Genomic DNA, 18545 nt, shown 5'->3' on the forward strand with positions numbered 1-18545 from the left:
TCAGCCCTGCCCGTCGACCCAGGCGCGCACGACCTCGTCGAGCACGCCCATCGGCAGCGCGCCGCTGCCGAGCACGACGTCGTGGAAGGCCCGGATGTCGAAGGCGTCGCCGAGCGCGGCCTCGGCGACGGCCCGGATGCGCTGAATTTCCAGCCGGCCGACCATGTACGCCAGCGCCTGGCCGGGCGCGGAGATATAGCGGTCGACCTCCGTCTCGATCTCGACCTGACTGGTAGCGGTGTTGGCGACCATGAAGTCCACCGCCTGCTGCCGGCTCCAGCCCTTGGCGTGCAGGCCGGTGTCGACGACCAGCCGGCAGGCGCGCAGGGAGTCCTCGCTGAGCATGCCGAGCCGGGCGACGTCGTCGGAGTACAGGCTCATCTCGTCGGCGAGCCGCTCGGTGTAGAGCCCCCAGCCCTCGTCGTAGGCCGTGACACCCATGAGGCGGCGCAGACGCGGCAGGTGGGTCAGCTCCTGGGAGATGGTGATCTGGAAGTGATGGCCGGGCACGCCCTCGTGGAACGCGACGGACTCGGCGCTGTAGCGGTCGCGCTTCTCCGCCTCGTGGGTGTTGGCGAAGTAGGTGCCGGGGCGGCTGCCGTCGAGGGCGGGCTGCATGTAGTAGGCGCCAGGCGCCCCCGGCGCCTCGGCGGCCGGCACCGCTTCGACCACGCAGCTCTGCGACGGCAACCGGCCGAACCACCGCGGCGCGACCTCCTCGGCGCGCATGATGGCCGAGCGGGCCGCGGCCAGCAGCTCGTCGCCGTCCTTCCAGCGCATGGCCGGGTCGGTGCGCAGCCGGCCGAGGATATCGCGAAGGTCGGTGGTGCCGAAGACCCGGCTGCCGACCTCCGCGTACTCGTCGGTCAGCCGGGCCAGCACCTCGAGCCCGGTCTGGTGCAGCTGGTCGGGGGTGCGGTCGGTGGTGGTGTGGCCCCGCGCCAGCCGTGCGTAGAAGTCGTCCCCGCCGGGGAGCCAGGACAGGCCGGGGCGGTCGTCGGGCCGGCCGTACGGCACGACGTCGGCGGCCACGGCGTCGCGGTAGCGGCCCACGGCCGGGTACACGACATCGGTGAGCAACCGGTCGCGCTCGGCCCGAAACGCGCCGGTGTCGGCGCCGCTCCCGGGCGCCGGCTCCGGGCGTCGCAACGGGTCGTCCGCGGGCGCGGCGAGGTACCGCTCGAAGTGGGCGACGGTGGCCTCGGCCAGCCGCCGCACCGGAAGCCTGCCGGCCGCGACGCCGGAGCGGTGCCGCTCGGCGATGGCCGCGAACAACGTGGGCAGGGCGGCCAGCCGCGCCAGGTAGCCGTCGGCGTGCGCCTGCTCGGTGATGCCGACGAGCGGCAGCTCGGAGAGCGTGCCGACGGCCGGGGCGAAGAAGGAGTTGACGACGGTGTACTCGATGCCGCGGGTGGCCAGCCGGTCGCGTTCGATCTCGATCTGCCGCAGGACGACGGACCGGGTCACGCGGTCGTCGGGGCTCAGCCCGGCCGGGTCGACCGCGCGAGCCCGCTCGGCGAGCTCGGCCAGGCGTCGGTCGACCGCGGTCTCACCGGCCTCGGTGTAGTCGGTCAGCCGGTCCTCGCGGTCGCGGATGCCCAGCAGCGAGGCCTCCAGCGGTGCGGCGTCGAGCAGGACGTCCAGGAGCTCGTCGGCGAGCTGGGCGATGGTCATGGCATCTCCCGCGGTATCGGCTGGTGAGCACGACCGTACCGGTCGGTGCCGACAGGCACCTGCGAATTCCCGAGCGGCCTGATGCCCGCCGCACGCACCCGGCGGGCATCAGGCCGCGGGGCCCTCCGTCAGCGTGACCGTGGCGGTCTGCGTCCCGCCGTCGGTGCTGGTCCACGTCAGTTCCACCGAGTCGCCCGGGTCGTAGCCGTCGAGGATCTGGCGCAGGTCGTCGGCGGAGCCGACGGTGACGCCGTCGACGGCGGTGATCGTGTCGCCGGCACGCAAACCCGCCGAGGCCGCCGGCCCGCCGTCGACAACACCGGCGATCGCCGCACCCGCCGCGCTCTGCTCGGACCATCCGCCCCGGCCCATGCCGCCCGGCACCGATCCGGAGTTTCCCGTCGCGAGCTCGACGCCGAGGAACGCGGGGTAGCCGATGGTGACGGTGTCGGTGTCCTGGCCGGCCAGGATCGTGTCGACCACCTGCATGGCGTCGTCGATCGGGATGGCGTACCCGGCGATGTCGGTGCCGGCGGAGTACGCGGCCGGCATGCCGTTCGTGTCCGTCGCCGCGGTGTTGACGCCGACCACCTCGCCCTCGTCGTCGAGCAGCGGTCCGCCGGAGTCGCCGGCGACGATGTCGGCGTCGACCTCGATCAGCGACTGGAGCGTCTCGCCGGCGGCACCGTACGACGTCGACGCCGTGATGGTCTGGTCCAGCGCCGTGACCGTACCGGCGGCTGCCACCAGCTCGCCTTCGCCGTAGGCGTTGCCGACACCGGTGACCTCGTCGCCGACACCCGGGTCGCCGTCGTCGTCCAGGTCCGCGACGTCGAGGCCGCTCGCGTCCTCGAGCTCGATCACGGCGATGTCCGCGGTGGCGTCCCGCCCGATGACCGTGGCCTCGTACGTCTGGCCGGTCGCCGGCACGGTGACCGTGATCTCGGTCGAGCCCTCGATCACGTGGTTGTTGGTCAGGACGAGGCCGTCGGAGGTCAGGACGATGCCGGTGCCGGCAGAGACCGAACGGGAGTAGCCGTTCGCCGCTTCGATGATCACGACGCCCGCCTCCTGCTCGTCGGTCGCGTCGGTGACGTCGAGCGTCGCGGTCGCGGATTCGTCGGGGGCGACCCCGCCGCCGTTCGGTCCGCCCGGCCCAGCCGGACCGAACGGCGAACCTGAGCCGCGGCCCGCACCCGGCTGGAGCGCCACGCTGTCCGCCGGTGCCCACCCCTCGTCGCTCGTGACGGCGAGTGCGGCGCCGGCGGCCACCGCAGAGATCAGCAGCGTGCCGCCCAATGTGGCCGACACCAGCCAGAGCCGCCGCCGCGGACGCGTGGCGTCCTGGCCGCTGGGTGCGGTGATGTCGCTGGACTCGTCACCTGTACGGTTCATCGTCGGTTCCTCCCGTGATCGCCACCTTTGATGACGTCGAGCAAACCGGAGGAACCCGAGAGCGGACTGAAAGGCACCTTAAGCGCTGCGAAGAATCCGGCGAGGTCAGATTCGCCGCCGGGCCAGGGCGAGGACGAGGACCACGAGCACCGCCATCAGCGCCGCGCTCACCGACGCGGCGACCGTCACGCCGGAGACGAACGCCTCGCGGGCCGCGCAGAGCACCGCGAGAGCGGCCCGCTCACGGCGGCCGGCGCAGTCGGGTACGGACGGAGAGTCGACAGCTTGGCTCGAGGTCACGGGACCGAGGATTCAACCTCAACCGTTTTTGAGGTCAAGCGTCGAGCACATCGTCTCGCCCTGGACGGGTACCACTACCGCGATGAGACGACCCCCGCGAGGACCGCACTGACGTGCAGACGTTTCTGCCGTACCCCGAGTTCGAGGAATCCGCGCGCGTACTCGACCAGCGCCGGCTCGGCGGCCAGCGCGTGGAGGCTCTGCAGGTCCTGCGCGCTCTCACTCGGCCCGGCTACGGCTGGCGACACCACCCGGCGGCCGCCATGTGGGCCGGCTACGAGGAGGCGTTGGCGCGCTACGGCTTGGACATCTGCGCACGCTGGCGCTCACTCGGGCACGGCGACACCGTGGCCGTCACGATCGATGCCGATCTGGCGGGCGCCACCGGTATCACGCCGGCTCGCACCCAACTCGAGCTGGCGGCGGCGGGCGAGCTGCCGCCGTGGCTCGGCGACCCGGAGTTCCACCGCTCCCACCAGTCCGCCCTCGTGCGCAAGAACCCCCAGCACTATCGCCGCTGGCTCCCCAACGTCCCGCCCGACCTGCCCTACGTGTGGCCGCGATCGGACCGGCCACGGCGGGTCCCGCCATGACCCGCGCCCCCGAGCTTGGTTACGAAGACCGGGTCCAGCCCGGTAGGTCCACGAGCTCACGCTGACTCGGCCGCGCGCCGGCGACGTACCTGCCGTACAGCGGCGCCAGCAGCGAGTACCGCGCCTGCGCCGCCCACCTCGTTCGGCGCTTCGCGCAGATCGCTCTCGAGAGTGAGGACGACGGGTGGCGTCGAACTCGATACTTGAGCCGTGGCGAGAATCGGCGAGGCCGTGCGGCGGCTGGCGGAGCGGAGCAAGGACCTGCCCGCCGCTGCCGTCGATGCCGCGATCGCGGTGGCGTGCTGGTCGTACGTCATGTTCGACGCCGGGGTGGACGGCACCTTCGCCTGGTGGGTGCCGCTGGCGGGCGCGCTCAACTGCCTCCCGCTGCTGTGGCGGCGGCGCTTTCCGTTCGCCGTCGCCGGCATCACCGGCATCACCACGACGTGGCTGTCCATGGTGAACGTGCTGAGCGACGTACCGGCGGCACAGCTCGTGGCCACGTACACGTTCGCCGCGTTGTCGCCGCCGGTGAAGCGGCTGATCGCGGTTGTCCTGACCATCATCGGGATCTCGGTGTCGATCCTGCTGCCCCGCGACGAGGCGCTCAACCTCGGCGTCATCGGCATCATGTTCGCGGCCGCGTACGTGCTGGGCACGTCGGCACGCGCCCGTCGCGACCGGATCGCCATGCTGGAGGAGCGAGCGCTGCGGCTCACCCGCGAACAGGAGACCGCCGCCACCCGGGAGCGACAGCGGATCGCCCGCGAGATGCACGACATCCTGGCCCACTCGATGAGCCTGGTCGCCATCCAGGCGGAGGCGGGGCCGGTGGTGGTGCGCAGCGACCCGGACAAGGCCGCGCAGATGTTCGACACCATCGCCGCCACGTCCCGCGACGCGCTGGCGCAGCTGCGCCGCTCGCTCGGGGTGCTGCGGTCCGCGGCCGAGACCGACCGGGAGCCGCAGCCTGGCATCGAGGCGCTACCGGGACTGGTCGAGCGGGTCCGTGCGGCCGGAGTGGACGCGACGCTGCGGCAGGAGGGCGAACCGCGGCGGCTGCCGCCGGACCTCGCCGCCACCGTCTACCGGCTGGTCCAGGAGTCGCTGACCAACACCGTCAGGCACGCCGGCGCCAGCCGGGTCGACGTGCGGCTGGCGTGGACGGCCGGCGCGTTGCGGCTGGAGGTCACCGACGACGGACGGGGTCCCGGCCAGGCCCCGGCGAGCGGCGCCCTCCCGCCGTCGACCAGCGCGAACCTTAGCCGGGACGGCGGCGGTCACGGGCTGGTCGGCATGCGCGAACGGGTGGCCGCGGTCGGCGGCGGTCTCGACATCGGACCCGGGCCGGGCGGCACGGGCTTCCGCGTGGCGGCCACCGTGCCCTTAGATTGACCCGTGCCCGATCCGATCCGCGTACTGATCGCCGACGACCAGGCGCTGGTCCGTGACGGCTTCTCGATGATCCTGGGCGCGCAGCCGGACCTCGTCGTCGTCGGCGAGGCCGCGGACGGCGCCCAGGCCATCCAGGCCGCCACGGAGCTGCGTCCGGACGTCGTGCTGATGGACGTGCGGATGCCGGACGTCGACGGCATCCAGGCCACCGAGGCCATCTGCCGCGACACCGCCGCGAAGGTGCTGGTGCTGACGACGTTCGACATCGACGAGTACGTCTACGACGCGCTGCGTGCCGGTGCCAGCGGGTTCCTGCTCAAGGACATGCGCCGCGACGAGCTGGTCGACGCGGTCCGGGTGGTCGCGAACGGCGAGGCCCTGCTGGCGCCGTCGGTCACCCGGCGGTTGATCGCCGACGTCGTGGGCCGGTCCCGGGCGGCGACGGGGACGAGGCACGGGCCACGCCCGGACGACCGGCTGACGGCCCTCACCGCCCGTGAGACCGAGACGCTGCGCCAGGTCGCGCGGGGACTGTCCAACGCCGAGATCGCCGCCGAGCTGTTCGTCACCGAGCACACCGTCAAGACCCACGTGAGCAGCGTGCTCAGCAAGCTCGGTCTACGTGACCGGGTGCAGGCCGTCGTGCTGGCGTACGAGTCCGGGCTGGTCCAGCCGGGCGAGCCGCAGGGCTGACCGGGGTCGCCGACTCACTCCTGAGAGCGAGACGGCCACTCCCCGGAGTGGTGCCGTAGTCCGCTCTTCACGGCGATCCGCCCGAGGGGGTCTCGGGAGAACCATCGAGGCAGTCATCAGACCCCCGATGGGAGGCAGTCATGTTCCGCATGATCTCAGGGTTCACGATCCGCCGGCCGCTCGTCGTCGTGCTGGCCTGGGTCGCCGTCATCGGTGCCGGGTTCGGTATCGGCACCGGCGTGTTCGAGCGGCTCATCTCCGACGTCGGCACCGTACCGGGCAGCGAGTCGATGCGCGTCGAGGAGCGCCTGGACGACCTCGCGCCGCAGCCGGAGACCATCACCGCCGTCGTCGCCGGCCCGGTCGACGACGCGGCCCTGGTCGAGCAGGTGGCCGCCGCCGTCGACGACGTCCGGGCGCTCCCCGGCATCGCCGAGGTGAGCGAGCCGCTGCCGTCACCGGAGACCGGCGAGGCGTTCCTGGTCGAGGTCGGGCTCACGCCCGGCGACACCGAGGAGGACGCGGCCGAGGACGCCGCCGACCGGCTGGGCGAGATCGACGCCGGCACGGTCACCGTCGCCGGCGGGCCGCTCTCGGAGGTGGAGTTCGGCGAGCAGGCGCAGGAGGACGTCGCCCGGGCCGAGCTGCTGAGCATGCCGGTCGTGCTGGTGCTGCTGCTCCTGGTGTTCGGCGGCTTCCTGGCCGCCGGGCTGCCGCTGCTGATCGCCGGCGTTGGCGTCGGCGGGACGTTCGGCATCCTCTACGCGTTCAGCATGGTCTCCGACGTGTCCGTCTACGCCGTCCAGATCACCACCATGCTCGCCGTCGGGCTGGCCGTGGACTACGCGCTGCTGATGGTCAGCCGGTTCCGCGAGGAGCGCCGCGCGGGCGGAGAGGTCGCCGAAGCGGTCGCCCGCACCGTCGAGACCGCCGGGCGCACGGTCGTGTTCTCCGGGCTGACGGTCGCGGTCGCGCTGACCGGGCTGGTCGTCTTCCCCGACCCCTTCCTGCGCTCGATGGGCCTGGCCGGTGCCGCCGTCGTGCTGGTCGACATGGCCGCCGCGCTCACCCTGCTGCCGGCGCTCCTGGGCCGCTTCGGCCACCGGATCTCCCCGGCCAAGGAGCGGACCGGCGACGGCGTGTTCGCCCGGGTGGCGCGGCTGGTGCAGCGGCGGCCCGTGCTCACCCTGGTGGTCACCGGCGCCGCCCTGGTCACGCTGGCCGCCCCGGTCGTGACGATGCACATCTCGCAGGGCGACCCGCGGATGCTGCCGACCTCCACCGAGACCCGCCAGCTCTGGGACGACCTCGGCACGCACTTCCCCGAGCAGGCGCGCTGGCTCGGCGACATCCAGGTGATCGCGGACGCACCGGCCGACGACCCCGCCGTCACCGAGCTGGGGAACTCGATCGCCGCGATGCCGGGCACCGAGTCGGTCGAGGTCGAGGCGCTCACCGACGGGCTGGCCGGTCTCGACGTCGTCCCGTCCGGCTCCGTGGAGGGCCAGGCCGCGCAGGACGCCGTCCAGGCCATCCGCGAGCTGAACGCGCCGTTCGACGTCCAGGTCACCGGCGACACCGCGATGCTGGTCGACTACACCGCCATGCTGGGTGAGCGGCTGCCGTGGGCGATCGCGGTCGTGGCGCTGGGCACCCTGGTGCTGCTGTTCGCCTTCACCGGCTCGATCGTCCTGCCGCTCAAGGCGATCCTGACCAACCTGCTCAGCATCGGCGCAGCCCTCGGCGTCGTGGTGTGGGTGTTCCAGCAGGGCAACCTGGCCGGCGTCGTCGGCGCCGACGGCCTCGGCTACCTGCACCTGACCGTCCCGATCCTGGTCGGGGCGATCGCGTTCGGGCTCTCGGTCGACTACGAGGTGTTCCTGCTGTCCCGCATCCGCGAGCGCTGGCTGGCCGGCGCGGGCGCCTCCCGGTCGGTCTCCGAGGGACTGCAGCGCACCGGCGGCATCGTCACCGCGGCCGCCCTGGTGATCGCGGTGGTGTTCGCCGGGTTCGTGGCCGGCGGGTTCGCTCCGATCAAGGCGATCGGGCTCGGCCTGGTCCTGGCCATCGCCCTGGACGCGGTGGTGGTGCGGATGCTGCTGGTTCCGGCGACGATGACGCTGCTGGGCTCCCGGAACTGGTGGCTGCCGCAGCCGCTGCGCCGGCTGCACTCCCGCATGGCCCTGTCCGAGGCCGCGCCGACGCCGTCTCCCGCCGTCATCGAGCGCGTCCCGGCGACCGCGCCGGAGCCCGTCGCGTGACGCCGGCGCCGCCACTGGATCCGTCTACCGCGCCGGCTCCGCGGGGTCAGCACCACCGACCTCGCGGAGCCGGCGCCGCAGCAGGCGCCGCTCCGGCTCGGTCCCGGCCGCGTCGATCGCGACGACGTAGGCCGCGGCGGCCTCGCGGTAGCGACCGGCCCGGCGGAGAAGGTCGGCCCGGACCGCGGGCACCAGCGGGTAGTCGGCGAGTCCGCCACCCGTCTCCAGCTCCGACAGCTCCGCCAGGCCGGCCTCGGGACCGGCCCGGAAGCCGACGGCGATCGCCCGGTTCAACGCCACCACCGGCGACGGGTTCAGCGCGAGCAGCGCGTCGTAGGCCATCACGATCCGCACCCAGTCGGTGTCGGCCGGCGAGGCCGCAGTGGCGTGCAGCGCGGCGATCTCGGCCTGCAGCCGGTACCAGCCGGGCGGGCGGCCGGTGGCCCGCGCCGCCGCCAGGCTCTCCAACCCGGCCGCGATCTGGGCGCCGTCCCACCTGCCGCGGTCCTGCTCCTCCATCGTGACCAGGTCGCCGACGGCGTCCGTGCGGGCCGCTCGCCGGGAGTTCTGGAGCAGCAGCAGCGCCCGCAGCCCGTGCACTTCGTCGTCGCCGGGCAGCAGCTCGGACACCAGCGCGGTGAGCTGGATCGCCTCGGTGGCCAGGTCGTCGCGGAACCGCTCGCCCTCGGTCGCGGCATAACCCTCGTTGAAGACGAGGTAGATGACCGCGAGCACGGACGCGGTCCGCTCGGCCAGCCGGTGCGGCTCCGGCACCCGGAAGCCGATACCGGCGTGGGCGATCTTGTTGCGGGTGCGCAACAGCCGCTGACCCATCGTGGCCTCGCTGACCAGGAACGCCCGGGCGATCTCGCGTGTGGACAGCCCGGCCACCGACTTCAGCGTCAGTGCGACCCGGCCGGCCATCGGCAGCGCCGGGTGGCAGCAGGCGAACAGCATCCGCAGCCGGTCGTCGCCGTACGGGCCGGGGACGTCGTCGCCGGTGACGTCGCGCTCCAGCTCGGACAGGGCGTGCAGCTCGCGCAGCTTCTCGCGCTCGGTCTGCCGGCGGCGCAGCACGTCGACGGCACGACGCCGGGCCGCCGTCGTCAACCAGGCCGCCGGGTTGGCCGGGACCCCGTCGTCTGGCCACCGTTCCAAGGCGCGGGCGGCTGCGTCCTGGACGCAGTCCTCCGCCAGCTCCCAGTCTCCGGTGATCCTCACCAGCGACGCGACGATGCGCAGCCGCTCGGCGGCCACGGCGTTCGCGACAGCCGCCGAGCTGCGCGCGTGGGGCGGAACCGTCACTCGTCGCCCAGCGGCCAGAACGGCCGCAGCTCCAACCGTCCGGCGTAGGCCATCGGATGCCTGGACGCGACCTCGATCGCTTCGTCCAGATCCGCGCACTCCAGCACGTCGAATCCGGCGATCCACTCCCCGGCCTCGGCGAACGGACCATCGGTGACCAGCAACTCGCCGCCGCGCACCCGCACCGTGGTGGCGTCGGCGGCCGGCCGGAGCCGGTCGCCGATGACGTGGCTGCCCCTGCCCTGGACGTAGTCGGCCCACTCTTCGATGTCCGGCGCGGCCGCGGCGTCGGACTCGGTGTGGTCGGAGTCTGTGGTCACGAACATGAGGTACTTCACGGGTCTCTCCTTCGCTCGTCGTCTCGGAACACCCCTACGACGAACGGGAGTCTCCCGATCCGACATCGTGGCCGCGACCGAAATCGATGCGCATGACCACCCGCCGAGGCGTGGGATGCGAAACCTCGGTGAAGCCGGCCTCCTCGAAGACCTGGCGGGCGCCCACGTTGAGCTCGCCCCACGTGATCTCCTTGCCCGGCTGCGTGATCATCGGATACGCCTCGAGCGCGCGGGCACCCCGGTCGCGCGCGTAGTCGACGGTGGCCCGCGCGAGCGGGTACGTCAAGCCCCGCCCGCGATAGCCCTTGCGGACGATCATGCAGGTCACCGCCCACACGCCGTCGTCGTCCTTGTCCTCGTCCCGGCCGCTCCACGGCAGCCGCGACCCCCGCAGCTTGGGGTAGGCCGGGCGCGGCTCGACCGCCACCCAGCCCGCCGGCTCGTCGTCGACGTAGCCCACCAGGCCGCTGGTGGCCGGTGCGCCGGAAACCCCGCAGGCCGTCTGCACCCGGAGCATCGCGACCCGCTCCTCGTGTGTGGAGTCGCGCCAGATCCAGCCGGCGACCTTGAGCCGCTGGCACTGGCACCGCGCGGCGTAGTCGGCGGTGCCGAGAACCGCCTGCAGGTCGTCCCACGACGCCTCGTTGGCCGGGACGACCGTCAATTGATCGTCGGTGACGATCGGCTGCACGCTCGCCATCATGGCTGCGGCGGGTCCTCTCCAACCAGCCCGTCGACTGCTTCGCGCAGCAGGTCCGCGTGCCCGGCGTGCCGGATGTAGTGCTCGACCCCGTCCACCAGGACCCGCCGGAGGTTGGGGTGCTCGCCGTCGCTGGTCGTGAAGATCGACGGCTGGTCGAGTCCCCCGTCGGCGAGCACGCGCGCCCAGGCCGCGCGCGAGCGTTCCACCGACCCACGCCATAGCGTGTACAGCTCCTCCGGGGTGTCGTCGGCCGCCGAGTGCCATTCCCAGTCCGGATCGGCGTCGAAGTTCTCCTGCTTCCACGGCGACGGCATCGGGTCGCCGGTCAGGTACTCCGCGATGCGCAGGTCCTCGGCAAAAGCCGCGTGCTTGAGCAGGCCGCCCAGGGTCATCGTCGACGGTGGCAGCCTCCTGTTCAGCCCGGCGGCATCCAGCCCGCCGCACTTCCAGGCGAACTGCGCCCGGGCCCGGTCCAGGGCGAACATCAGCATCTCGACCTCGTCGCCGGCCAGCGACTCCTTGATCACGGTCAGGTCCTTGAGCTCCATGACTGGCACGCTAGAGTCGATTCCGGACGTTCGGCTTCCGGAATCGAGGTGTCGTGGCGATCGACACGAGTCCGACGGCGCGCGCGCTGCTCGCGTTGCAGCTGATCCAAAGCGGCCAGGGCATCACCGCGGACCGGCTCGCCGACAAGCTCGGTGTCACCGAGCGGGCCGCCCGCCGCTACGTCGGCATCCTCCGCGAGGCAGGCATCCCTATCGAGTCCATGCGCGGCCCGTACGGTGGCTACCGGGTCGGACGCGGGGTCCGGCTGCCGCCGCTGATGTTCACCGCCACCGAGGTCCTCGGACTGGTCATGGCTGTGCTCGACGGCCACCACGACGCCGCCGACACCGCCGACCCGGTCGGCAGCGCCCTCGGCAAGCTGCTGCGCGCCCTGCCCGAGCCGATCGCGCGCCAGGCGGCCGCGGTCCGCCGTACGACCGCTCCCGCCCCGGACCGCGCCGCCGCCCGGCCCGACCCGATGACGGCGACGACGCTCGTGCAGGCATCCATGGACCACCGCGTCGTGCGGCTCGGCTACCGCTCCGAAGCCGGCTCCGAGTGGGTGGCCGAGGTCGTCGTCGACGCGCCGGCCTCGACGGTGATCCCGTGTGTCCCGCGGGTCCTGGGTCTCGTGGAGCCGATCGACGACGACACGTGCCGGCTGGTCGGCAGCACCAGCAACCCCTGGTGGTACGCCGAGCAGCTCGCGGCGCTCCCGGCGCCGTTCCGGATCGTCGGCGGACCGGAGCTCCAGGCCACCGCCCGCGCACTGGGCCAGCGCCTCCTCGCCGCCGCCGACCCGCGTTGGCCTGAGTCTCCGGTGGCCGGGTGTCCACCCGGGGCGAGCGGGCGGTACGCACGTTCACCTCGGTCATATGATCGTCGCCAATGATCGGCTCGAGTCGGACGGGGCGCCGCCGGGTTGTCGAACAGCCGGATCCCGTCACCGAACAGGATCGGCGCCATATGCAGGTTGATCTCGTCGATCAGTCCGCGCTCGAGCAGCGACCGACGATGTCGGCGTCACGGAGGCTGCCGATCGGCTCTGGCTCGGTCGTGGTGTGATCGGCACGGTGACACCCTGGTCGGCTCGGTTATTGTGACGGCGACCCGGCCGGCGCACCTGGCACCAAGGATGCCGCTGGGGTTGATCATCAACGATCGCGTACATCACCAGGGGCGTGTGTGCTTCACCAGGCTTGCATCCATGGTGAAGCGTGGGAACGCCTGGTGATGGGCCCACCCGCGGCGGGTTCGTCGTCAACCCCAGTGACGCCGTCGTCGTCATCGACGATGACGACGACGGCTAACAGCTACGGCGTTACCCCAGGGCCTACGACGGGCTGGGGTGTCGATGAACACCCTGGTGAAGGTATAGCAGGGACAGACGCATGACCCTGGCTATTCAACGTGGCGGCGGTATACCGTGCGGTTGTCGATCACCGTTGATGACGTGATCCGTTCCGCACTGCACACGCCGCTGCCGCAGGAGGTTTGTGACAGCACTAACCAAGTCGAGGATTACCGCGCTGACACTGACCATTCCCACGCTCAGACGCGGCGTGCCTCCACCTTCAACTACGAAGAGGCTTCTGATTCCGGGCCTCACCCACCGACGAACCGGTGACGAGTGTCGGTTCCATGGGGGAGAACTCGTCGGGCTCCCCGCCACGAACCATGGCGGCGATGTAGTCCGTTGCCGCCCGCGCATGAGCCGCCAGGTGGACATCCACGGTGGTCAGGGCAGGCGAAGAATACAACGACAGACGCGTACGCCCGAGCCCCATGACCGAGACGTCCTCCGGAACGCTCTTGCCGACGGACTGCACACCGCCGATGGCGCCGACCGCCATAGAGTCGGCCGCTGCGAGGATCCCCGTGACCTCCGGCCTTTCCGTCAACAGTTCCGCGGTGGCCTCACTTCCCGATTCCGGGGAGTAGTCGGCGTGTTTCACGTGCACGTGAGCACCGGCATCGCGCAGAACGTTCTCCATGCCGCGTAGGCGCTGAGTGGTCGTCTCACTGTTCGGCGGACCGGTGATGATGCCGACCTGCTTGTGCCCGTATCCGACCAGGTGATTGGCCATGAGAGCGCCGACTGCGCCGTTGTCCACCGTGAACGACGGCACATCCACCAAACGAGGAGACAAGGTCACGACGACCACACCCGCGGCGGTTATCTGTTTGACCAACGCGGTGAACTTCTCCGCATGAGTGCGCTGATCAAAACCTCCGCCAGCGATGATCAATCCGTCGACGCGCTGCTCCCACAATTGCCGACAATGCTTGAGCTCTAACTGCGCCGACCGCTGCATGTTGGACACGATCGCCATCATCGAGTGCGCTTCTTCGGCCCGCACCGTCACCGATTCGGCGATTTCCGCGAAGTACGGATCGAGCATTTCGCCGATCACACACCCGATCGTATTCCCGCTACCACGACGCAGGTTACGAGCGACCATGTTCGGGACATAGTTCAATTCCGCGGCGGCTTTGTGAACCCGTTCTGCCAATACCTCGTTGACAGACGCCTCCGAACGCAAGACCCGGGCCGCGGTGGCCAGCGATACTCCGGCCCGCTCGGCCACATCGGTGACCGTCGCCTGCCTGGTGCCACGACTACGGCGTGCCATCACCAACAAACCCCCATGTAATCCCACAAAGCCACACCAGAGCCTAGCTTCTCGCACCTCAGCGACCCTTGAACTGCGGCACTCTCCCCTCGGCGAAGGCACGACGCCCCTCCACCCGGTCTTCCGTGTCCCGCAAGTTTCCCCACACGAACTGCTCGAACTGAAGCGCTGAGGCCAACGGCATCGCCATGCCCTCGCGGACGACGCGCTTGATGGCACGTACCGCCAGCGGACCGTTGCGCGCTATTCGGTTGGCCATCTCTCGTGCCCGCGGAAGCAGCCCCTCTGGTGTTTCCACCTCGCTCACCAAGCCGGATTCCAGCGCCTTGGCCGCATTGATGCGGTCGCCGGTCAGGAGCATCTGCATCGCCAGCGACTGAGGAACGGCTCGCGGCAGGTGCTGGGTTCCCCCTCCGCCTGGAATGGTGCCATGCCGCACCTCTGCCAAACCCAGCTCGGCATTGGTTGATGCCAATCGAATGTCGCAGGCCAGTGCCATCTCCAGCCCACCGCCGATGGCGTAACCATTGATCGCGCAGATGATGGGCTTGTCCGTATTCATGCCGGTCAGCAGGTGTTGAGACCTGGTCGAGTTGAACGTCAGCTGCGCGAAGCTCTCCTGAGGCGGCATGGTGCGCTTCAGGTCGGCGCCGGCGCAGAACGCCTTGGTGCCGGCGCCGGTCACCAGTGCGACGCGGATCTCCGGATCAGATCCGACCCGCCGCCACGCCTCGTGCAAACGCTCGCGCATCTCCGCATCAATCGCGTTACGCGCCTCGGGGCGGTTCAAGGTGATCTCGGCGACGCCATCGGTCACCGACACATCGACGGGCACGACACTTCTCCTTCATTCCGATCGGACCAACCAACGCAAGGACCTGCGCTGCGGGATTCAGGCACTTGCTGTACCGACACCGTCGCCTTGCATGAGCCCGGCGCGCACCAGAGCGTCACGGATAGCCAGCTTGCGCTGCTCCGACACTTCCACCGAAGGCAGCCGAACCCGCGACGACGGAATCTGACCCAGCTGGACGAGCGCCTCCTTCGTCGCGCTCGCTTCACTTTCCATGCCCCGGGGCACCTGGTTTTCGAACACGGCATCCATCAGCGGCAGACACGAACGAACGAAAAGGTCCCGGGCATGCTCCAACGGGCTCTCGTCGACAAGCCGCAGGAACTCGGCCCAGAGTGCTGGTTCGATCGCGGCAATACCGATCAGGGCGCCGTGCGAGCCGTGAAGAAGCATGCCGAGTAATCCCGGCGCATCCGTCGCCACCAGCACGCGGGTCTTCTCCGACAACGTGTCCCACAGTTCCGTGTACGTCGAGATGTCGACCGACGCGGCCTTGACGGCGACCACGTGCTCGAGCTCGGCAAGCCGAGACAAGACCGCGAGCGGATACGCCGCCCCGGTGAAGTCCGGATACTGGTGCACAACCATCGGCAAGCCGACCCGCTTGTCCAACTCGGCGAAGAAGTGCAGCACCGAGTCCGGGTTGGCCGCCAGCCGCCGGTACGGTCGCACGTCGATCGGAGGCAGCACCAACAGGCCGTCCGCGCCAGCCACCTTGGCCCGCAGCCCTTGTTCCACCAGATCCTCGGCACGGTAGCCCACGATGCCGGCGTAGACGACCTGCCCATTGGTACAGGTTGATTTCGCTACTGACACGATGTCGACTCGTTCTTTCGCGTCGAGGGCGAGGATCTCGCCGAGGTGGCCGTTCACGACCAACCCGCGGATGCCCGGAGCCGCCGCAGTTGCACTCAAATGCGCTTCGAGTGCCGGGAAATCGATCTTCATGCTACTGGCGAACGGCGTCACGGTCGCCGGATAAAGGCCCGCAGGCTCTGCCGCGTTCATTATGGAATGAGCTCCTCACCCTTGTTCATCGGAACGTGTCGGCGCGACGGTGGTGTCGGCGCACGAGGCGTCATGCTGGAACCGCAAAGGTGGCCGCTTCGTCTACCGAAGCGCTCCGATCCGCTGGCAAGCGGCCGGCGACCACGCGGCACACGTCAGGCTGCGCGGTCACGAAGACCCGCTCGCCCTGTGTCCGGCCCCGCGTCGGAGCGGTGGCGATCAACCGGACCCTGCCGACCCGCAGTGCGTATATGACCTGGTCACCGAGGTATGTCATACCTTCGACCCGTGCTTCCCAGCAATTGGCGCCGGGCTCTCCGTGGGTATCGACGACCAGAGACCCGGGACGGACGAGTACCGACGTCTCGCCCGCGCTGCCGACGGCACCGAGCTGCGGAAGCGATGAGTCGGCGCACATGACCTCGCCAATTCCGGTCACGGCGACGACACCACCGCTGGAACGGCGCAGCTCGGAAATGGGAAGCAGGTTCACCGGCCCGATGAAGTCGGCGACGAACACGTCGGTAGGCTGCTCGTAGATCTCCTCGGGCGTACCCGCTTGAATCACCACTCCGTCGCGCATCACCAGTATCCGATCGGAGAGCGACAACGCCTCTTCACGGTCATGCGTCACATACAGCGCAGCGAACCCGAGCCGCTGTTGCAGTTCTCGCAGTTCGAGCCGCATCCGCTCCCGCAGCTTCGCATCAAGGTTGCTGAGTGGTTCGTCGAAGAGGAGAAGGTCCGGTTCGTAGACCAGGGTGCGCGCCAGCGCGACTCGCTGCTGCTGTCCGCCACTGAGCTCGGACGGGTACCGACGCGCAAGGTGGGCACAGTCCATCAATTCAAGTATGCGTGCCACCCGGTCGTCGATTTCGCCATGCCGCGCCTTGTCTCGTTTACCGATGCCGTGGCGGAGCGGAAAACCGACATTGTCGGCAACCGTCATATGGGGCCATACCGCGTACGATTGGAACACCATCCCCAGCCCACGGCGTTCGGGCGGAACATACGTACCGGCCTCCGAGGAGTAGACGATCTGGCCGGCGATATCGATCGTGCCGCCGGTCGGCGCCTCCAGACCGGCGATGGCACGCAGTGTGGTGGTCTTTCCACAGCCGCTGGGCCCGAGTAGACACACGAATTCGCCGCGCTCGAGCGTCAGGTCCAGATTGTCGACCGCCACGGTGGTGGCACCGTGTGAGACGAACTCTTTGCTGAGTCCTTCGACGCGGACTACCGACATATCAGGCTCCCTAGATTGATGACACGGGCCGGCTCAACGCTGGACCCCACTGGACGACGGTGAACTCCAGAGACGAGCCCGCCTTGGTGAAGCGGGCGGACAGCGGCATGTCCATCGCGATATCGTCGGGCTCGACGCCCACCACCGTGCCCATCAGCCGCACCGGAGCGTCATCCAGCGCGATGATGCCTACCGTGTATGGCACCTCTCGATAGCCGGGCGCAGTGGCACGACCGACAACGGTCCAGCTGAACAGGGTGCCGCTTGGTCGATGCTCTTCCCACTCGAATTTCAGGCTTCGGCAATGCGGGCACATGGCCCGGGGCGGCCAGTTCATGCGTTCACAACCGCTGCACCGAGGCAGTATCAGCTTGCCCTTGGCAGTGCCCGCCCAGTACCCCTGAAAAAGCGGATCATCGAGATCCGGCGCCGGCACGTCACGCAGGTCCATCGTGCCTCCCGAGAATGGTGATGGATCCATCGCCGAGGTTTCCCCAGCCCGTCACGGCGATGTGCCGCGCGCCCGGTACTTGCCGTGGGCCGCATTCACCCCGCAACTGGCGAGTAGCCTCCACGATGTGGTTCAGGCCCACCATGTGCCCCTCCGACAGCAGGCCACCGTGGGTATTGACCGGTAGCTTCCCGCCCAACCGGATGCCGTCCTCGAGGATCAGACGCCCGATGGTGTCGGGCGTGGCGAAGCCGGCGGCCTCCAGCTGATGGGCGACCTCAAAGGTGAAGCAGTCGTAGACCATTGCCGCATCCATATCGTCGGGACCCAGCGAAACGGCGTTCCACAGCCGAGCCGCCGCCTTCTCGAGTCCTACATGCAAGAACGGATCGCGGTTGCTGATGTCGTCGGGCGGATCGGCGTGGCCTTCTTCCGTCGCGAGGATCGCAACAGCCGGTCTTTGATCGTCACCTCCTGGTTGAGCCGAAACGATGACCGCGCAGGCTCCGTCCGATTCCAGACAGCAGTCGTAAAGCCGGTAGGGGTCGGCGATCACTCGGCCCGAAAGATATTCCTCCAGTTCCAGCGTCCGTTCGTACATCTGAGCATCCGGATTGAGGTTGGCGTGCCACCGGGCGGCCAGTGCTATCTCCGCCAGGTGCTCCCGCGTCAGACCGTGCTCGTGCATATAGCGCCGGCACAGGAGGGCGTACCGCTGCGACGGCGTGTTGCAACCGGCGACGTACTCCAGCTGGGTACGGAACTGTTGCGAGGGAAGGAACGACTTCCTCTGGGCCTTGCGCGGGCCCGAGTTCCCCTTGATACCGCGCACGAGAATTACATTCCTTGCGACACCGCCGAGAACGTACAACGACGCCATTTGAAGGGCGGCAACGGCGCTCGCCCCACCGATATCGACAATGGCACGCAGCTTGACGTCCGGCAATGCCAGCTGGGCGATCACTTCGTCGGTCCCGATATGTCCGTGGTACACGATGATCCCGTCGATCTCGGACACCGGGATACCCGCGTCGGACGCGGCAGCATCTATCGCCTCGACGGCGAGCGCTTCCACCGAGCGCTCTGCTTTCTTGACGTACTTGGTGTTCCCCACGCCCCGGATGTAGGCCACCGTTTCGCTGTTCACA

Annotated in this window: 18 protein-coding genes; 5 read left to right on the forward strand and 13 right to left on the reverse strand. The window is 69.8% G+C overall.

The genetic code is table 11. The features are described from left to right. The 3 genes from E1269_RS12665 to E1269_RS12675 form a co-directional block, all read right to left on the reverse strand. Positions 1-1674: a DUF885 domain-containing protein gene (locus E1269_RS12665; protein WP_131894957.1), complete on the reverse strand. Its 1674-nt coding sequence runs from the start codon at positions 1672-1674 to the stop codon at positions 1-3. A gap of 108 nt (positions 1675-1782) precedes the next feature. Continuing rightward, the gene (locus E1269_RS12670) at positions 1783-3069 is read right to left on the reverse strand and encodes a S1C family serine protease (RefSeq protein WP_131894959.1); all 1287 of its coding nucleotides are present in this window, start codon (positions 3067-3069) and stop codon (positions 1783-1785) included. Positions 3070-3174: 105 nt separating this feature from the next. Next, the gene (locus E1269_RS12675; protein WP_131894961.1) at positions 3175-3369 is read right to left on the reverse strand and encodes a hypothetical protein; all 195 of its coding nucleotides are present in this window, start codon (positions 3367-3369) and stop codon (positions 3175-3177) included. A 113-nt stretch (positions 3370-3482) separates the two neighbouring features. Here E1269_RS12675 and E1269_RS12680 point away from each other — a divergent pair, with 113 nt between their 5' ends. The 4 genes from E1269_RS12680 to E1269_RS12695 all read left to right on the forward strand — a co-directional run bounded on the left by E1269_RS12680 (position 3483) and on the right by E1269_RS12695 (position 8311). After that, on the forward strand, positions 3483-3962 hold the full coding sequence (locus E1269_RS12680) for an MSMEG_6728 family protein (protein ID WP_131894963.1): 480 nt from the start codon (positions 3483-3485) through the stop codon (positions 3960-3962). Between the two features lie 210 nt (positions 3963-4172). Continuing rightward, the gene (locus tag E1269_RS12685) at positions 4173-5357 is read left to right on the forward strand and encodes a sensor histidine kinase (RefSeq protein ID WP_131894965.1); all 1185 of its coding nucleotides are present in this window, start codon (positions 4173-4175) and stop codon (positions 5355-5357) included. Between the two features lie 3 nt (positions 5358-5360). Further along, positions 5361-6050, forward strand: a complete 690-nt coding sequence (locus tag E1269_RS12690; protein ID WP_131894967.1) for a response regulator — start codon at positions 5361-5363, stop codon at positions 6048-6050. Between the two features lie 140 nt (positions 6051-6190). Then, positions 6191-8311: an MMPL family transporter gene (locus E1269_RS12695; RefSeq protein ID WP_131894969.1), complete on the forward strand. Its 2121-nt coding sequence runs from the start codon at positions 6191-6193 to the stop codon at positions 8309-8311. 24 nt (positions 8312-8335) lie between these two features. Here E1269_RS12695 and E1269_RS12700 read toward each other — a convergent pair whose 3' ends face one another. The 4 genes from E1269_RS12700 to E1269_RS12715 are packed head-to-tail and all read right to left on the reverse strand — an operon-like array spanning position 8336 to position 11205. Beyond that, positions 8336-9616 carry an RNA polymerase sigma factor gene (locus E1269_RS12700; RefSeq protein WP_239000875.1) on the reverse strand — a complete coding sequence of 427 codons (1281 nt, stop codon included), beginning with the start codon at positions 9614-9616 and terminating at the stop codon, positions 8336-8338. Then, positions 9613-9954, reverse strand: a complete 342-nt coding sequence (locus E1269_RS12705; RefSeq protein ID WP_239000876.1) for a YciI family protein — start codon at positions 9952-9954, stop codon at positions 9613-9615. The genes E1269_RS12700 and E1269_RS12705 overlap by 4 nt, the downstream gene beginning before the upstream one ends. A gap of 34 nt (positions 9955-9988) precedes the next feature. Beyond that, on the reverse strand, positions 9989-10645 hold the full coding sequence (locus E1269_RS12710) for a GNAT family N-acetyltransferase (RefSeq protein ID WP_203433452.1): 657 nt from the start codon (positions 10643-10645) through the stop codon (positions 9989-9991). Between the two features lie 8 nt (positions 10646-10653). Further along, the gene (locus tag E1269_RS12715; protein WP_131894975.1) at positions 10654-11205 is read right to left on the reverse strand and encodes a mycothiol transferase; all 552 of its coding nucleotides are present in this window, start codon (positions 11203-11205) and stop codon (positions 10654-10656) included. 53 nt (positions 11206-11258) lie between these two features. Here E1269_RS12715 and E1269_RS12720 point away from each other — a divergent pair, with 53 nt between their 5' ends. Further along, a complete protein-coding gene (locus E1269_RS12720; protein WP_131894977.1) occupies positions 11259-12098 on the forward strand; it encodes a helix-turn-helix transcriptional regulator in 840 nt (279 codons plus the stop codon). 682 nt (positions 12099-12780) lie between these two features. Here E1269_RS12720 and E1269_RS12730 read toward each other — a convergent pair. The 6 genes from E1269_RS12730 to E1269_RS12755 all read right to left on the reverse strand — a co-directional run bounded on the left by E1269_RS12730 (position 12781) and on the right by E1269_RS12755 (position 18544). Then, positions 12781-13794 carry a LacI family DNA-binding transcriptional regulator gene (locus tag E1269_RS12730; protein ID WP_162606381.1) on the reverse strand — a complete coding sequence of 338 codons (1014 nt, stop codon included), beginning with the start codon at positions 13792-13794 and terminating at the stop codon, positions 12781-12783. A gap of 103 nt (positions 13795-13897) precedes the next feature. Next, on the reverse strand, positions 13898-14674 hold the full coding sequence (locus E1269_RS12735; protein ID WP_131894981.1) for an enoyl-CoA hydratase/isomerase family protein: 777 nt from the start codon (positions 14672-14674) through the stop codon (positions 13898-13900). Positions 14675-14731: 57 nt separating this feature from the next. After that, entirely contained in the window at positions 14732-15700 is a 969-nt protein-coding gene (locus tag E1269_RS12740) for a dihydrodipicolinate synthase family protein (RefSeq protein WP_131894983.1), read from the reverse strand. A 70-nt stretch (positions 15701-15770) separates the two neighbouring features. Continuing rightward, complete coding sequence (locus tag E1269_RS12745; RefSeq protein ID WP_131894985.1) at positions 15771-16946, reverse strand: ABC transporter ATP-binding protein; 1176 nt, start codon at positions 16944-16946, stop codon at positions 15771-15773. A 10-nt stretch (positions 16947-16956) separates the two neighbouring features. Further along, entirely contained in the window at positions 16957-17397 is a 441-nt protein-coding gene (locus tag E1269_RS12750) for a Zn-ribbon domain-containing OB-fold protein (protein ID WP_162606382.1), read from the reverse strand. Continuing rightward, a complete protein-coding gene (locus E1269_RS12755) occupies positions 17384-18544 on the reverse strand; it encodes a thiolase C-terminal domain-containing protein (RefSeq protein ID WP_131894987.1) in 1161 nt (386 codons plus the stop codon). The genes E1269_RS12750 and E1269_RS12755 overlap by 14 nt, the downstream gene beginning before the upstream one ends. Position 18545: the final 1 nt, after the last annotated feature.

Origin of the sequence: Jiangella asiatica (assembly GCF_004349065.1) — a bacterium.
Taxonomy (GTDB): domain Bacteria; phylum Actinomycetota; class Actinomycetes; order Jiangellales; family Jiangellaceae; genus Jiangella; species Jiangella asiatica.